This window comes from Peribacillus sp. TE19612 (genome assembly GCF_056279465.1).
In genome coordinates this window covers 99,571-116,200 of sequence record NZ_JBWCCL010000003.1, presented here as the reverse complement: position 1 = coordinate 116,200, position 16,630 = coordinate 99,571, and the positions used below count along the sequence as shown (strand labels likewise).

General features: G+C 39.1%; 13 protein-coding genes. 8 read left to right on the top strand and 5 right to left on the bottom strand.

Features of this window, described 5'->3' with window-relative positions; all coding sequences use genetic code 11:
- The first annotated feature begins 46 nt into the window (after positions 1-46).
- The 5 genes from ACZ9AO_RS06490 to ACZ9AO_RS06470 all read left to right on the top strand — a co-directional run bounded on the left by ACZ9AO_RS06490 (position 47) and on the right by ACZ9AO_RS06470 (position 6,005).
- Positions 47-1,441: a cytochrome P450 gene (locus ACZ9AO_RS06490; RefSeq protein WP_476108706.1), complete on the top strand. Its 1,395-nt coding sequence runs from the start codon at positions 47-49 to the stop codon at positions 1,439-1,441.
- Between the two features lie 72 nt (positions 1,442-1,513).
- Complete coding sequence (locus ACZ9AO_RS06485; RefSeq protein WP_153246180.1) at positions 1,514-1,684, top strand: hypothetical protein; 171 nt, start codon at positions 1,514-1,516, stop codon at positions 1,682-1,684.
- A 518-nt stretch (positions 1,685-2,202) separates the two neighbouring features.
- Positions 2,203-3,534: an amino acid permease gene (locus ACZ9AO_RS06480; RefSeq protein ID WP_251541114.1), complete on the top strand. Its 1,332-nt coding sequence runs from the start codon at positions 2,203-2,205 to the stop codon at positions 3,532-3,534.
- A gap of 559 nt (positions 3,535-4,093) precedes the next feature.
- Positions 4,094-4,771, top strand: coding sequence for a FadR/GntR family transcriptional regulator (locus ACZ9AO_RS06475; RefSeq protein ID WP_251541110.1), 678 nt, complete (start codon positions 4,094-4,096; stop codon positions 4,769-4,771).
- Between the two features lie 13 nt (positions 4,772-4,784).
- Positions 4,785-6,005: a CynX/NimT family MFS transporter gene (locus ACZ9AO_RS06470; RefSeq protein ID WP_476108705.1), complete on the top strand. Its 1,221-nt coding sequence runs from the start codon at positions 4,785-4,787 to the stop codon at positions 6,003-6,005.
- A gap of 316 nt (positions 6,006-6,321) precedes the next feature.
- Here the strand turns inward: ACZ9AO_RS06470 and yhbH are convergent, their stop codons facing one another.
- On the bottom strand, positions 6,322-7,491 hold the full coding sequence (gene yhbH / locus ACZ9AO_RS06465; protein ID WP_048689858.1) for a sporulation protein YhbH: 1,170 nt from the start codon (positions 7,489-7,491) through the stop codon (positions 6,322-6,324).
- A 475-nt stretch (positions 7,492-7,966) separates the two neighbouring features.
- On the bottom strand, positions 7,967-8,146 hold the full coding sequence (locus ACZ9AO_RS06460) for a hypothetical protein (RefSeq protein ID WP_476108704.1): 180 nt from the start codon (positions 8,144-8,146) through the stop codon (positions 7,967-7,969).
- A gap of 118 nt (positions 8,147-8,264) precedes the next feature.
- Here ACZ9AO_RS06460 and ACZ9AO_RS06455 point away from each other — a divergent pair, with 118 nt between their 5' ends.
- On the top strand, positions 8,265-8,474 hold the full coding sequence (locus ACZ9AO_RS06455) for a metal ABC transporter ATPase (RefSeq protein WP_034315156.1): 210 nt from the start codon (positions 8,265-8,267) through the stop codon (positions 8,472-8,474).
- Between the two features lie 216 nt (positions 8,475-8,690).
- Here ACZ9AO_RS06455 and ACZ9AO_RS06450 read toward each other — a convergent pair whose 3' ends face one another.
- The 3 genes from ACZ9AO_RS06450 to ACZ9AO_RS06440 form a co-directional block, all read right to left on the bottom strand.
- Positions 8,691-10,586, bottom strand: a complete 1,896-nt coding sequence (locus ACZ9AO_RS06450; protein WP_034315159.1) for a PrkA family serine protein kinase — start codon at positions 10,584-10,586, stop codon at positions 8,691-8,693.
- A gap of 504 nt (positions 10,587-11,090) precedes the next feature.
- Positions 11,091-12,725, bottom strand: coding sequence for an APC family permease (locus tag ACZ9AO_RS06445; protein WP_476108703.1), 1,635 nt, complete (start codon positions 12,723-12,725; stop codon positions 11,091-11,093).
- Between the two features lie 207 nt (positions 12,726-12,932).
- Positions 12,933-13,922: a glutaminase gene (locus ACZ9AO_RS06440; RefSeq protein ID WP_226990560.1), complete on the bottom strand. Its 990-nt coding sequence runs from the start codon at positions 13,920-13,922 to the stop codon at positions 12,933-12,935.
- Positions 13,923-14,345: 423 nt separating this feature from the next.
- Here ACZ9AO_RS06440 and ACZ9AO_RS06435 point away from each other — a divergent pair, with 423 nt between their 5' ends.
- Positions 14,346-15,608, top strand: coding sequence for an ATP-binding protein (locus ACZ9AO_RS06435; RefSeq protein WP_476108832.1), 1,263 nt, complete (start codon positions 14,346-14,348; stop codon positions 15,606-15,608).
- A 4-nt stretch (positions 15,609-15,612) separates the two neighbouring features.
- Positions 15,613-16,560, top strand: a complete 948-nt coding sequence (locus ACZ9AO_RS06430; RefSeq protein ID WP_476108702.1) for a response regulator — start codon at positions 15,613-15,615, stop codon at positions 16,558-16,560.
- The last annotated feature ends 70 nt before the right edge of the window (positions 16,561-16,630 follow it).

Here is a 16,630-nt window from a genome sequence, read left to right as displayed (position 1 = left end):
TAGAATGATTACATGTAAGTATTTTAAAGAAAGGGGAAAAACTTCATTGAGCCACGCTGATGATGTCTTCCGCACTTCTCAAATGGTTCCAAAAGGAAGGCTGGTTTCCGGACATACAAAAGAGTTTCAAACAGATCCGATTGGGTTTCTGACCCGATTGTCCAAGGAATATGGGGAAGTCGCTAAATTCCGTTTAGGCCCATTCCAAAATGTTTATCACGTTTTAAATCCTGATCTAATCAAACAAATACTTGTAACAAAACAACAATCTTTCGCCAAATCCAAGGACTTCAATCTTTTAAAACCGCTTATCGGTGAAGGTCTGCTTACAAGCGAAAAAGACTTTCATATGCGACAGAGAAGGCTTATCCAACCCTCTTTCAAAAAGACTCATATTAGCCAATACGCCAAGGATATGATTGATATCACAATGGATTATATATCAACTTGGCAACATGATGATGAACGGATTATAACGAAGGATATGATGAACATCACTCTCGGGATAATCAGCAAGACCATGTTCAGCATGGAATTCAAGGATGGATATGAAATCGTTGGGAAACCTCTGGAAACTGCATTGAGAATAACAGTCAAAAGGATGAGAAAGATTTTCCGTATGCCATTATGGGTACCGACTAAAATCAACCGTGAATATAAAAAGGCGATACAAAGGCTTGATAAAGTGATTTACGGCATTATTGAAAAACGGAAGAACGACACAGTAAAACATGAAGACATGCTAGGGATCTTGATGGACGCCCGTGATGCCGTCGACGGGTTAGGCATGACAAGCCATCAGGTCCGTGATGAATTAATGACTATTTTTCTTGCCGGTCATGAAACGACAGCAAATGCTCTTTCCTGGGCACTGTATGCAATTTCGAAGCACCCGGAAATTCAAGCCAAGCTTTTCAATGAAGTCAATAGCATAATCGGTCAACGGACACCTAAGCCTGAAGATTTCATGAAATTACAATACACTCAAAATATCATTCATGAAACACTTCGCTTTTACCCGCCACTGTATATCTTATCCCGTGATGTGACGGAGGATGTCACAATAGGAGGATATCGCTTTAAAAAAGGCGATATGATACTAATAAGTTCTTATGTGATGCAGCATAACCCAGAGCATTTTGATCAACCGGAATCATTTATCCCTGAGCGATTTGAAAATAACTTTATGAAAAGCCTGCCTGCGTTCGCTTACTTTCCATTTGGCGGAGGGCCGCGGGTTTGTATTGGCAATCACTTTGCCGTGATGGAAGCGGTGTTTGTCCTGGCCTGCATTGTAAAGCGATATAGGATAAAGCTTGCACCTGACCATCATGAAGTAACTCCCCTTCCCTCCCTTACACTCAGACCCAAGAATGGACTGCGCATGGTGTTAGAAGAAAGAGCTGCAGAAGCCTTTGAACCTGATGCATCCAATTTTTAGTAATAGGGGTTTTTTCCTAATAAATATCGTTGTAATAACTGGCCTATCCTTTTAGAAAGGAGGGATGAAAAAATGTATTTGCTCCATTCACCACGAAAGGGAATCATCCACACTGAATTGCACTATTTAGGAATGGCATCGCAGGTATATACCGGTTATCTGCAATTTTTAAGCGAAATTGAACCGAAACAAGAAACCGAATACCTACAGGCGCCGCTCCCCTTTTCATATGGGAACGGATAGTTTCCCGCTTCGTACCTTATATTAAAGAAAAACCGACCTTGAAAGGTCGGTTTTTTGTTATTCTGCAGTATGTTCCATACCCCTGACCCCCGTAGCCGCAAATGCTGGCTGCAACAATCCTGATAGGATAAACTAAGCGGCTACGACTATTAAGGACTGAAACTGATTCCATCAACTTATTTACTACGAAACAAATGCCAGTAATAATGACATTAAACAGAATTATATTTCTCTCTTTTCAATAGGTATTTTAAAGAATGAAGAATTGCCAATTCATCCCTAAAAAATCACCTAGCAGTTTTTTTCTTTGATTCATTTCATAAAATCCAATATTTTTAGATAACCTTCTTCGCCGGTTGGAAATCCATTCCCGTTCACCGGCCTAAATTGACTTTTTTCCGATTCATGATATATTAATATAGTACTTTAGTACGTGAAAGCGTTCAATAATAGAAGAAACTTTTAAGTTTTACTGATAGACTATTTTATTAAAATTATGAAAGAAAGGCATGAATATAATGGAGAAGACTCATCAAGATCTAAAAAAGGGCCTATTGCCGAGGCATGTCCAGTTCATTGCTTTGGCCGGAATGATAGGAACAGGGATTTTTAAGGGGAGTTCCGATACATTAAATATGGCAGGCCCAAGTGTTGTAATAGCCTATTTAATAGGGGGGCTATTGTTATTCATTGTAATGGCCGCATTAGGGGAGATGGCAACCGCTTTTCCTAATATGAACGTCCAGCATCTCATTAATAAAGCTTTTGGGTTTCAACTATCCTTCATTGTCGGATGGCTCTATTGGTTCAATTGGATTATCGTAATCATTGTAGAAATAGTCGCAGCCGGCAGTTTTCTACAATATTGGTTTCCTACAGTACCATTATGGCTGTTAAGCATACTTTGCGCTTCAGTAATAATAGGAATTAATTTGTTTCAAGTAAAATACTATGGAGAACTCGAATTTTGGTTCGCAGGAATTAAAATAATAACCTTAATTGCTTTTATCATTTTAGGAGCTTTGATCATGCTAGGACTCTTTCCTAGTTCGGCTTCATTTTCTAATTACACGGAACATGGTGGTTTTTTCCCCCAAGGAATTGACGGAATGTTAAGTGCACTTTTAGTGGTAATGTTTTCATATGGGGGTGCAGAATTAATTGGTGTAGCCGTCACGGAAACAAAAGATAGTCAGCGAGTCATACCAAAAATCATAAAAGGAACAGTATGGCGGGTGATTCTTTTCTATGTCTTGCCGATACTTATCATTTGCGGAGTAATACCTTGGAACCAAGTAAGCACTGAAGTAAGTCCTTTCGTTCAGGTTTTCAGCTTATCTGGTCTTCCCGGAGCAGCCGATATCATGAATTTCGTTCTTTTAACCGCTGTCTTATCAGCTGCAAATTCAGGTATATACGCTACCTCAAGGACACTGTTCACTCTTTCCCAGAACGGGGAAGCGCCCAAGGCATTTTTAAAAACAACGAAAAAGGGTATCCCGCTAAATGGTATATTTTTAACTACATTATGCATATTGGCTGGTGTGTTTTTATCCTATTTGTATCCCGACCTGATTTTAAGTTACCTTATGGCCATTCCTGGATTCACGGTTTTATTATTGTGGATCAGTATTTGTTCCGCGCAATTGAAACTACGTAAGCAATACACTGGCAAACCAGGATTCCGGGTAAAATGGTACCCATATACAACTATATTAGCCATCACGGCTTTAAGCATTATCTTTTTGGCATTTCTCTTTAATAAGCAAAACATCATCGGGACTACAGTATGTCTTGTCACGTTAGTGATATTCATCCTTCTCTCATTTATTGTCAAACAAAAAAAATAGAAATAATATCCCCCCTGAAATTTATTGGGGATTTCAGACTGAAGGCAAACTCGATGAAAGTCGGGTTTGCCTTCAGTCTTTTTAGTGCCAGTACAGATTGGACGTCGATTTCCACTGACCGTGGGCGGTCCGGAAGCACCCTCGGCACCTTTTCCCGCAGAAGTCTCGAACACCCGCTCCAATCAACTGGAATGTTGTTTTAAAACTATAGACCAACTGGCGTTTAGTTTAAATTTGTCTATAGTCTGGCGGTTGCATCGATATAATTTCACCCCTAACCATGATTTCAAAACAAACTTGGATTACGCTTTTGGATTGAAGAAATTTGCGACACTCCTGCCGAATAACTCGCTAGCCGAGACCCCGCAGGCGCTTGCTTTGATGACGCTTGGCAGACAGTCGGCGGAAAGGGAGCGGATTTCAGAAATCAACTGCAATTTTTTCTGAAGAATAAAAGGGAAACAAATTTGGATTTAAAATACTCCTTATACCCATTTTCAACATACATATGTTAAGATAACCAATGAACCAATCATCCTACAAATTCGAGGTGTGTATCTTGACCATATCTAAAACAAATCGCTTATCACTTGTAGAGCAAGTGGTTTCCCAAATCGAATCGTTAATCGAATCAGGTGAATGGAAAATAGGAAATCAAATTCCCCCTGAAATGGATTTGATCCAACAGTTCGATGTAAGCAGAAATACATTAAGGGAAGCTGTACGATCACTTGTTTATGCAGGGCTTTTAGTAACGAAACAAGGAAAGGGGACATTCGTAAGGTCATCAAGTGCCTTGGGGGCTGCAATTGAAAGAAGGATCCAGCAGTCAAGTATATTAGAAACGTTAGAGGTCCGTCATGCCCTTGAAAGAGAAGGAGCTCAGTTAGCGGCATTAAGACGTAATCAAGAAGATATAGAACAATTGCGGTTTCATATATCAGCATGCAGTAGAGCTGCCGAAGCAAAGGATATCAAGGCCTACGAAGAAGCGGATATACAGTTACATAAATCTATTATGGTTTCATCACATAATGATTTATTGATTGATTTGTACGAACATATGGAACACTCCCTGCATGAATCCATCCATCAGATAGTGGAGATGAGTTCTGATGTGAACTTTCATTTGAACATTCATTGCAAACTTATAGATGCCATCATCGAACAAGATGTGAACCGGGCAATCGAAACAGTGAATGAATACATTGCACAATTCAAAAAATCTTTAGAGTAGTAAGGAGGAGATTATGGGCATTCATCAAGCGGCAAATCAACTAGAACAAAGAAAAATGGATATTAAACCCAGAGTAGGACTGCTCATCATCGGAATCATTCTTCTTGGGGCAAATCTGAGGGCTCCCTTAACATCGGTTGGACCCCTTGTCACTTCGATCCGTGATAACTTGGGGATTTCCAATACATTATCAGGATCATTAACGACATTGCCTTTGCTTTCCTTCGCTTTATTATCACCGTTTGCACCTAGGATAGCACGGCGTTTTGGAATGGAGCTTACACTTTTCCTTTCCTTGGTATTATTAACGATCGGAATTGGGATACGCTCAGTTGGCGGAGTGCCGACATTGTTCATAGGGACCATTTTAATCGGGTTAGCCATTGCAATAGGCAATGTTTTGTTACCCAGTCTGATTAAACATAACTTTGCCAGGAACATCGGTTTGATGACAGGAACCTATGCTGTTTCCATGAATTTATGCGGCGCAATAGGTTCTGGGATCAGCATTCCCCTTGCTTCTTCATCCGGATTGGGATGGGCTGGTGCCCTTGGATGTTGGGGGATTTTATCACTTATTACAGTTTTCTTATGGATGCCGCAATTAAGACGGCCATTCAACTCAGGTAAGGATGTACAAACGGCGCAAAAGGATAAAAAGATTAACTTATGGCGTTCTGGTTTAGCCTGGCAGATTACATTCTTCATGGGTTTGCAATCGTTTATTTTCTATACAGTAATTACCTGGATGCCTGAAATCCTGGAGCAAAAAGGCATGAATGCTGATGAAGCTGGCTGGATGCTATCCATCATGCAGCTTGCAGTCATTCCCATAACATTCCTTGTGCCAATTTTAGCTGGACGCTTACAAAGTCAGCGTCTGTTAGTGGTCCCGCCTGTCATCTTCCTTATATCAGGGATATTCGGCATATTATCCGGAAGCACTCTGTTCATCCCAGTATGCATGATATTGATTGGGATTGGAGTCGGAACCATATTCAGTTTATCGATGATGTTCTTTAGTCTTCGAACACAAAGCACCCATGAAGCGACGGAATTATCAGGAATGGCACAATCATTCGGGTACCTCTTAGCTGCCATTGGACCGGTATTATTCGGATTGCTTCATGACATTACACACAGCTGGACTCTTCCCTTACTGATGTTGGCCGCTATATCGGCACTTATTTTCATTGTTGGAATGCGTGCAGGAAATAATGAATATGTAACATAATGCCCTTCATGAAATTTTGTAAAACAACCATACTTCCTTATAAGGGTATGGTTGTTTTTTTATCTTTCTTTTGATTTGTTCAACTTATAAATTGTGAATTTATACATTATAAAATTTCAATCGAATGATATAAATATAGTGGATATGAAAAGGCCGTTGCTTCTGTTGAGCAACGGCCCATCATATGTAATTCGACTTTATGCATATTATCCGTTACCCTGACATTGCAAAAAAGAAGATTTGAAAAAAGACGTACAATGTGAATCGCACGCCTTTTTTAACCTACAATTATTTTGAACTTTCCACTTTTCCTTTTTTATGCATACTTCTTACTTTCCTCATCTTTAAAAAAGCTCTTCATTGCATGGAAAACATCAGCCTTTTGCTTAAGGATATAGTACCTGAATTTTTCATTATCGATGTTCTTATAAGCTGTCATCAATGTCGAATGGCGATTGTATTGATTGACTTCCCCATAACCGAACATATTGGAAACCTTCATGAGTTCTTCAACTAGCTTAACGCATCGGACGTTATCGGATGTTAGGTTATCACCATCGGAAAAGTGAAACGGATAGATATTAAACTTCGCGGGGTCATATTTATGATCAATAAGTTCTAATGCTTTTCGGTATACGGACGAACAAATCGTACCGCCGCTTTCCCCTTTTGAAAAGAAATCCTCTTCCGGAACTACTTTCGCTTCTGTATGATGGGCAATGAACTCGATTTCCACGGTTTCATATTTTGTCCGCAAGAAACGGTTCATCCAAAAGAAAAAGCTTCGAGCCATATATTTTTCCCATAACCCCATACTTCCGGAAGTATCCATCATTGCCAGTACAACTGCTTTGGAATCAGGTTTTTGAACCTCATTCCAGGTTTTGAATTTAAAGTCTTCCTTATAAATAGGATGAAAACCTGGGTCCCCCCTTAAGGCGTTCCGTTTGAATGCGGATATCATCGTTTTCTTTTTATCGATATTTCCCATTAGGCCTGTCTTGCGGATGTCGTTGAATTCAATATGTTCAAGAGTGTGCTCCGCATGTTCTTTCTTCTGAAGATTAGGGAGTTCCAATTGACTGAACAAGGCTTCCTCCAATTCCATCATCGACACTTCGGCTTCATAATAATCCTCGCCGGCTTTGTCACCTGCACCTTGGCCCTTACCGGCTCCAGCATCGGACGGTGAGCCATCCCTTGCGACTACATCCCCCACTTTACTGTCTCCATCGCCTTGCCCTACATGTTTGTTCTTATCATAGTTATAACGAATTTTGTATTCATCCAAGGAGCGAATGGGGATCTTGATGACATCCCGGCCATTGGACATTACGATGCTTTCTTCTGAAATTAAATCAGGCAAATTATTCTTGATCGCTTCCTGCACCTTTTCCTGATGACGTTGTTGATCATCATAGCCTTTCCGATGGAGGGTCCAATTTTCCTGTGAGATTACATACTGTTGATTACTCTCTTCCGACATTCTCTTCCCCCCTTAAAATTGTTTGCACGCTTTTCATCATTCCTTCATATAATAAGTTAGTGTGGGGATGCCCACATCATTCCGGTTTTCCATTGAAAAATACAGTGCGAAAAAGCGGATGAAAAGAAAAGTATTACTCTATCTTATGCAGCGACGCAGGATAATTTACAACAAAATTCAATAATGGATGTTTGCCCATGAACTAGACAAGTCCTGACAGGGGCGTTAAAGGTCCTTTAAGGTTATTTCTAAAAAAGGAATATAACAAAAACGAACAGACCTGATGATTGTCAGGTCTGTTCGTTTTGTTATTCATTGGATTGTAGTGTAGGATCACTTTAAGCCAGAAGTAATGGAGCTGCAAAAGGCTTCCAAGGACATCTATAAAAACAATGAAACACAACAAAAAAGGTGCCCGCAGTTTTTTCTGGACACCCCTTTTACACAGATAGAATGATTCTGGTTGTCATATTCGTCAATCTTTCTTTTCCTCTATTTCATGTTGAACTGTACCTGGGCGTTTATCCCACTCTTTCAATTCTTCATTCGTCCTTTGATTTTCCATCTGCTTTCCAAGTTCTTTCATCTCTTCATAATCCTTAGCCATGGAGCTATTTTCCGGTACATGTTCTTTTTTCAGTTCCTCTTTGCTCATTTGCCATCACCTCTACTTATTGATACCCAATATTACCAAATCCGAAACGTAACATATCTATTGGAAATATGGGGTATAGATAAAACATTATGAGCAAATGTAAGGAGGTGCAAGATTTATGCAAACAACTACCCTTTATGTAAAGGAAGCAACGTCAGAAGGCCCTATTTTAAATCTGGAGTCCATACTTTTGAAAACGGAAGGTGTGGAACGTGCGATCATCGATGTTGATGATGGGGAAATTAAAATCGACCATAGCGAAGAAAAACTATCACCGAATCAACTTATTACACTTATTGAACAGTATGGCTTGAATGTAACTAAATAGAAATCAATAGCACCGGGCTTCCTCCATTAAGAAAGGCCCGGTGCTTTGTTGAGTTATAATATCTCATGCCTTCTATAAACACCGTTTAACGCCTTCAAAAGATGCATGATTTCAATGAAAATTCTGGATTTCCTCTAATCCACTTTCATTCATCCAACCTTCCGTAAAAGGTTATAAACCCCTGCCCGATCGGGGGCAGGGACAAAAAAGTATGGATTATCGATTTAACAAGCTGCCCACATAGCGCAGCAAATCATTGGCTGAAGTCGAATTATATCCGTGCTCGTCTATAAGTCTCGTGATGACCTCGTTCACTTTCTTCAGTTGCCTTTCGTCTGGTGTCTTCGTTGAAGTAGTGATCTTAACGACATCCTTCAAATCAGCGAATAGTTTTTTCTGGATCGCTTCCCGTAAACGATCATGGGAATTATAATCAAATCGCTTCCCTTTACGGGCATATGCTGAAATTCGAATCAATATTTCTTCGCGGAATGCTTTTTTTGCATTCTCGGAAATTCCAATTTGCTCTTCTATCGAGCGCATCAATTTTTCATCTGGGTTGATTTCTTCGCCAGTCAATGGATCGCGCAGCCTTGATTTATTGCAGTATGCTTCGACATTATCCAGATAATTATCCATGAGGATCTTCGCCGACTCTTCATATGAATATACAAAAGCTTTTTGCACTTCATTTTTTGCAATGGCATCGTATTCTTTACGTGCCAGTGAAATGAAATTCAAATACCGCTCCCTAAGTTCGTTCGTAATGGACGGATGCTGGTCAAGACCTGCTTTTAATGACATAAGTACATCCAATGCATTAATGGACGGATTTTCCTTACGAATGATCGTAGAGGAAATCCGGTTAATTACGTAACGCGGGTCGATTCCGCTCATGCCTTCGTCCTGATATTCTTTTTTCAATTCATTGATGTCTGCGGAATTAAATCCTTCAACATTTTCCCCATCATAAAGCCTCATCTTTTTCACTAAATCGATATCGCCCTTTTTGGGATCTTTCAGGCGGGTCATGATGCTGAAGATTGCCGCCACCCTTAATGTATGCGGGGCAATATGAACATCCGAGACATCACTTTCACGAATCATTTTTTCATAAATCTTCTCTTCCTCGGTAACCTTCAAGTTATATGGAATAGGCATGACTATGATACGGGAATGCAATGCTTCATTTTTCTTGTTGGAAATGAACGCTTTATACTCCGTTTCATTCGTATGAGCCACAATGAGTTCATCTGCACTGATCAATGCAAAACGGCCAGCTTTAAAATTCCCCTCTTGTGTCAATGATAGCAAATGCCATAAGAATTTCTCATCACATTTCAGCATTTCCTGGAACTCCATCATCCCGCGGTTCGCCTTGTTCAGCTCGCCATCAAAGCGATAGGCACGCGGATCTGATTCAGAACCGTATTCGGCAATGGTCGAAAAATCGATGCTGCCCGTCAAATCAGCAATATCCTGTGACTTAGGATCAGAAGGACTGAATGTTCCAATTCCAACACGCTTATCCTCCGAAAGGAAAATACGTTCGACCATCACATCTTCAATCCTGCTTCCATACTCCTGTTCTAACCTCATTACATTCAGCGGCGAAAGGTTTCCTTCAATCCTGATGCCATATTCTTCAAAGAAATCATCCCTTAAATACTGCGGAATGAGATGCAGTGGATCTTCATGCATTGGGCATCCTTTTATTGCATAAATCGCACCAGAGTCTTTCAACGAATAATTTTCAAGTCCACGCTTCAGTAAAGAAACGAGTGTGGACTTCCCACCTGACACCGGACCCATGAGAAGCAATATCCGCTTACGGACATCCAGCCGCTTTGCTGCCGGATGGAAATATTCCTCGATGAGCCTTTCCAGTGAATCTTCAAGGCCAAATAACTGACCGCTGAAAAAATTGTATTTCTTTGTCCCATTTACTTCTTCTATCCCTGCATCTCTGATCATGTTGTATACACGTGAATGAGCAGATTGAGCAACTAAAGGCGTTTCTTTCAATATTTCTAAGTACTCTGCGAAGGTGCCTTCCCACTTCAGCTTCTGTTCATCTTCTCTAAATTTTTCGATTTTCTTTAAAATATCCATTAAGGAACCTCCCCCTGTCACTTTCAGAGAATACTTAAATCTATGCTCCAAGTCTGACAAACATGTCAGACTTTAAAAAGTGGACGGGCATTGTTTCGAATCCCCCTTGACTCTCCATGTATCGAAAAGGGCTTAATCATTGAGAATTGATGACAAATATGCTGACAAGAAAATTTGTGTGCACTCCTGCTAAAAATTAGGGTATACTAAGCCTATACTTAAGTGGGACAATATGGGTAAAGGGAGGTCACAACATGGGCACAGTTATTATCGTTGGAGTTGCTGTAACATTTTTAGCCGCTATCTTCACTGCCGGGTATGACGATAAACCAGGTGTGAAATAAAAAATAACAGCCTTTTCTAAAACTACAAAAAAAGGGACAGCAAATTAAATTTGCCGTCCCTTTTTTGAATCCTCATCTATATATAAATATAGAAGCACTTTCGAAGTCATTCACGAATGGCTTATTGAGCAGAGCATGCCAATCGAATTGGCTTCATCATTTATACAGCGTCCTTTTTATTAGTTTGAGCTGCAACGTTGTTCTCCATCGATCTCAAGTCTTCATTTACTTTTTGTCCTTGTTCCAAATATTCCGTTTGGAAACCACTCTTTATTGCCCAACTATAAAACATTAGAGATAAACATGTAATGATGACCATATCCAAACCAAATGGGATTATGTTTAGTCCACCAAACTTTTCACTGCCTAAGTATGAAATGGTCATCATACAGAGTAAGTAAACAACCATCCAAAGCCCTGCAGAAAAGTTTTGACGGAATCCCTTCCATTTTATTTTTGATTGATAATAGAAATAAACGGGAAGACCAGCCATAATGATAAATAATACTTGACCTGTCAGCGGCCATCTTGCCCAATATAGAACCAAAGAAGCAAAAACAAAGCCCAGTGGTGCAATGATGCTTAATCCTTTTAAACGTAATGGTCTGTACAAGTTCTGACCTGTGCGTCTTAATGTCATGACAGTAACTGGACCTGTAATATAGGAGACTAAAGTCGCAACTGAAATAACCTCTGCCAATACGCCCCAGCCTCTAAACATGAATAAAAATAAGAAAGATACGCCTAGATTAAAAAACATGGCTTGACGCGGGATACCATAAAGAGGATGCAGTTTTCCAAACACGCTTGGCAAATATTTATTCTTTTCCATTCCATAAAGCATTCGTGACGTTGTCGCCGTGTATGTTATTCCTGTCCCCGAAGGAGAAATAAAAGCATCTACGTATAGTAAAATAACCAACCAGTTTATGCCTAAAACAATTGCTAAGTCAGCAAACGGTGAATTGAAATTCAAATGTTGCCATCCATTCACAATCATGGACGGGTCAACGGCTCCAATAAACGCAACCTGTAATAAAACGTAGATGACCGTTGCAATTAAAATGGATCCAATTACTGCAATTGGGATCGAACGTCCCGGATTCTTTGCCTCACCAGCCATATTAATTGGACTTTGAAAACCATTAAATGCAAAGATGATACCCGAAGTTGCTACAGCAGTAAGTACACTTGCCCAACCATTAGGAGCGATACTTCCTGCAGAGGTAAAATTGGATCCGTGAAACCCGGCAAATAAAAGTGAGCCAATCGTAAGTCCAGGAATAATAACCTTAAAGACTGTAATAAATGAATTAGCTTTCGAAAACAAACTGACTGTCCAGTAATTTAATAAAAAGTAGACGATCAGCAATACAGAGGCAATTGCCAAGCCTCCCCCAGTAAGACTCCCATTTTCTACTAAACCGTGTGTCCACTGTGCCCATTCCCATGGCCATGAGCTCATATATTGAACAGAAGCAATCGCTTCAACTGGAATTACGGAAACGATTGCAATCCAGTTTGCCCAGCCTGCAATAAACCCTAAAAACGATCCATGAGAGTACTGCGTGTATTTTACCATTCCCCCTGCTTCAGGAAACATAGACCCTAATTCACTGTAAGATAGTGCGATAAATAAAATAACAACCATCCCGATAATCCAAGAGATAATGGCAGCGGGTCCTGCAATCTGTGCGGCTCTCCAAGCTCCGAATAACCAACCTGAGCCAATAATTGACCCGAGTCCTACCATCATTAACGAAAATGTTCCCATCTTTCGCTGCATATTATTCATATATTTTTCACCATGCTTTCCAAAAATTATTCCTTACGTTTAAAAGTAACTGGATTAATGATTTGTGCTAGTGCGTCCAATTACATCTTAAAGTAATTGCTGCATTTACATCACCTCTTATAAAAATTTGTAAATTTAATGAGGAAATCTTAAGGATGTCCCCTTATTGCTTCTATTAATTACACCGGAACTAAATTTTTCTGTATTTCAGAAAATGCTTAAATCCCATTCTTGTGCCATTTGTTTCAATAACAAACTACCTGCTACGCTATTCCCATATTCATCGATGGCTGGTCCATAAATACCAATGCCACATCCATCTTGAAAAGGCATTCCGCTTCTGGCACTTGGAGGAACAAGCGCCATGATCCCGCCAGATACTCCACTTTTGGCTGGCACCCCAATAAAAGCCGCAAATTTCCCCGAAGCATTGTACATACCGCAAGTAAGCATTAATGCTTTGGCCAGCTTAGCCACTTTTTTAGGGATTACTTGTTCTTTACGAACTGGATGGTAACCATCTTGAGAAAGAATCAGTCCAAGCAGGGCTATGTCTTCTGTGGTCACTTCTATGGAACATTGCATAAGGTAAACCTCTAAAGCTTCCTCTACTTCCGATTCCAAATAATTAGTCTCTTTCAAATAGTGAGCCAAAGCTCTATTTCTATGAGAGGTTTGCCACTCAGATTGATACACTTCCTCATTGATTGTCGGGCGCTTCCCTAACAAATTTTCAAATAGCCCATAGAGAAATTCCAATTTCTTTTGTGAAGAATCCCCTGGGAGAAGCGAAGCTACGGTAATCGCCCCAGCATTTATCATAGGATTAAACGGCTTTCCCGGCTTATGCATTTCTAAACGAATAATTGAATTGAAAGCATCTCCTGTCGGTTCCACATCGACCCTCTCTAACACATAAGAAATGCCGCGACCCAAACATGCCGCAATAAAGCTAAGCACTTTTGAAATACTTTGCAGCGTGAAAGGAACTTCCCAATCCCCTGACTTGATCATTGTTCCACCCGGCTCCAGTATGGTAATGCCCAATTGCGATAAATGTGCATTTCTCAATGCCGGTATATAATTAGCGGTTTGTCCTTCAATAGCAAAGGATCTGTAATGTGCTACCCATTCATCTAAGTCGGATTTTCTTTGACTATTAACGTGAATGTCATACTCTTTTGACAATTCTTCAATCACATTCTTCCACCTCTTCAGTTGTTGTATCATTATATTTTCTAAATGAACGTTTTACCGAATGCCATCAAGCTTACATGTAATAGATTCGATGAAAAAATAATGAATATTCTAAAAATTATTAAGCGCTTTCAAAAATTTATATCTACCGTTAATTTTAAATTGGGAACTACATAATCATACGAAAACCTACAAAATCTAAAAAATAAAAATCCACTAAAAAAACGTATCCCGTTACCATTTTTTGTGGATAGAAAAACAGATTGGTTTTGCCATAATAGATTATAAGCCGTTCTATTCAGGAACAAAGTAAGCGTTGTATTGAAGCCGATGAAACTGTATACTGATTTTTTAAACAACTTGGGAGGTGACGACTTGTATCTCAGTACGTTAATGAAAAAAGAGGTCAACATCCTCGCTTTGATGTTGTTAACTGTGCCATTAGCAGGCGAATTGAGTTTTTATCCTTTCAATGAAACGTTTCGGGTAAGTTTTGGTGTGCCTGCATTTTTCTTCTTTTTACTATTATTACAAAAAACACCTGCCATATTTTCGGGCATCTTGACAGGAACAATGGTTGTGATATTTCGCATTCTAATCGACTTTTTCATTCAGGATAATTTCTCCTGGATTTCCGCTTTTCACGCTCATTATCCTAGTTTTTTCTTTTATTTCACCTATTCCGTTCTATTCTATTTTGCGAAAATCAACCGCTTTCAAAACCGATCTTTAATTATTGGATTTATTGGTCTCATTATCGAAATATTGTCCGACTCCGTAGAATTAATCTTTCAATATATTGTGTTGGAAACAACGATTACGTTTGGTTCACTAAATGAGATGATCGTGATCGCTTTCGGCCACAGTTTTATCGTTTTGAGCTTTTTTAATATGATGAAACTTTATGAAGCTCAATCAAGGGAACGACAAATCAGAAAACAAAATGAACATATGCTGATGCTCATTTCCAATTTATACGAGGAAACGATTCATTTAAAAAAAACATTAAAAAATGCTGAGAATATTACAAAGAAATCATATGATTTGTATCGCGAATTAAAAGCACTGGAAAAACGGGAAAAGCAACTTCATGATCTTACAGAGCCATATAGTCAAAAAGCATTACGCATCGCGGGTGAAATGCATGAAGTCAAGAAAGATAATCAACGGATTTTTGCTGGTCTCTCCAAATTGATCTCCAATGAGAGTTTTAAAGATTATATGAATGCTGCTGAACTTTTTCATTTAATTATCAAAATTAATGAAAAATATGCCTTATCATTAGGAAAGGATATTCAATTTGAATACTCATTGGAGGGAAAAAACGATTCACATTATCATGTGTATACCGTGTTATCTCTTTTCAATAATTTAGTCGCCAATGCAGTGGAAGCAATTAAAGAAAAAGGAATCGTCCGTTTAAGTTTGGGTGAAGTCCATGACCATGTAGAATTTAAAGTTGCTGATACTGGACCAGGAATTCCTCAAAAATATCAGACTGTGATATTCAAACCTGGATTCACTTCAAAATATGATGATTTCGGGACACCCTCAACAGGGATTGGTCTCTCATATGTTAAAGAGGTCGTAAAAGAACTGGGAGGCGATATCCTATTTGAGAATAGTTTTGACGGCGCCATTTTTTCCATAAAATTACCCATTCATAAGTTGGTCCAGAAAGGATGATTCCATGCGTTTTTTTATAACAGATGATGATTGTGCCATACGTTCAAACTTAAGCCAAATTATAGAGAACGATGATTTAGGAGAAGTGGTGGAGGAAGCCGAGGATGGAAGTCTATTAGAAGGGCATATTTTGAATTTAAAACAAATTGATATTTTATTTATTGATTTATTAATGCCCATCCGGGATGGGATTGAGACACTTCGTCATATAAAAAATACATTTAACGGGAAAATAATAATGATTTCGCAGGTTGAATCAAAGGAGCTGATTGGTGAGGCATACTCACTTGGAATCGATTATTATATTACTAAACCAATCAATCGGATTGAGATATTAACAGTTATCCGAAAAGTTATGGAACGTATTCATTTAGAAAGATCAATCACAAATATCCAAGCCTCTTTAAATGGTGTATTGAACTTTGAACAGCCAAAAGTTGATAATTCCAATAGTTTTAATGAAAAAAGTATAAGGGAGGTGGGTGAATTCCTTTTATCGGAATTAGGAGTCGTTGGAGAAAATGGCGCAAAAGATTTAATGGAAATGCTTCAGTATTTATTTATGTATGAACGGACTTTTACTTTTGGAAAGCAATTCCCCACCCTTAAAGATATCTTTGTAGAAATCACCAAAAAAAAGCTCGGCACAGCAGCTTTGCAGGTAGATATCAATCGGGAAATAAAAGCTGCCGAACAGCGAATTCGCAGAACGATTAACCATTCGTTAAATCATTTCGCGTCGCTCGGTTTAACGGATTTTTCAAATCCTAAGTTTGAAAATTACGCTTCCAAATTTTTCGATTTTACAGTCGTTCGCCAAAAGATGAAAGAACTGCAAAATGATTCAACGGTAGTTCTTACACCTACCCGGGTAAATACAAAAAAGTTTATTCAAGTATTTTATTTCGAAGCGAAACGATTGAATCCTGATGAAATCATAAGATATAGATAATCCCTATTAATACAAAAAACTGCTGAAGCACTCAAAAAACATAAAATCCCCTGAAGATTTCAGGGGATTT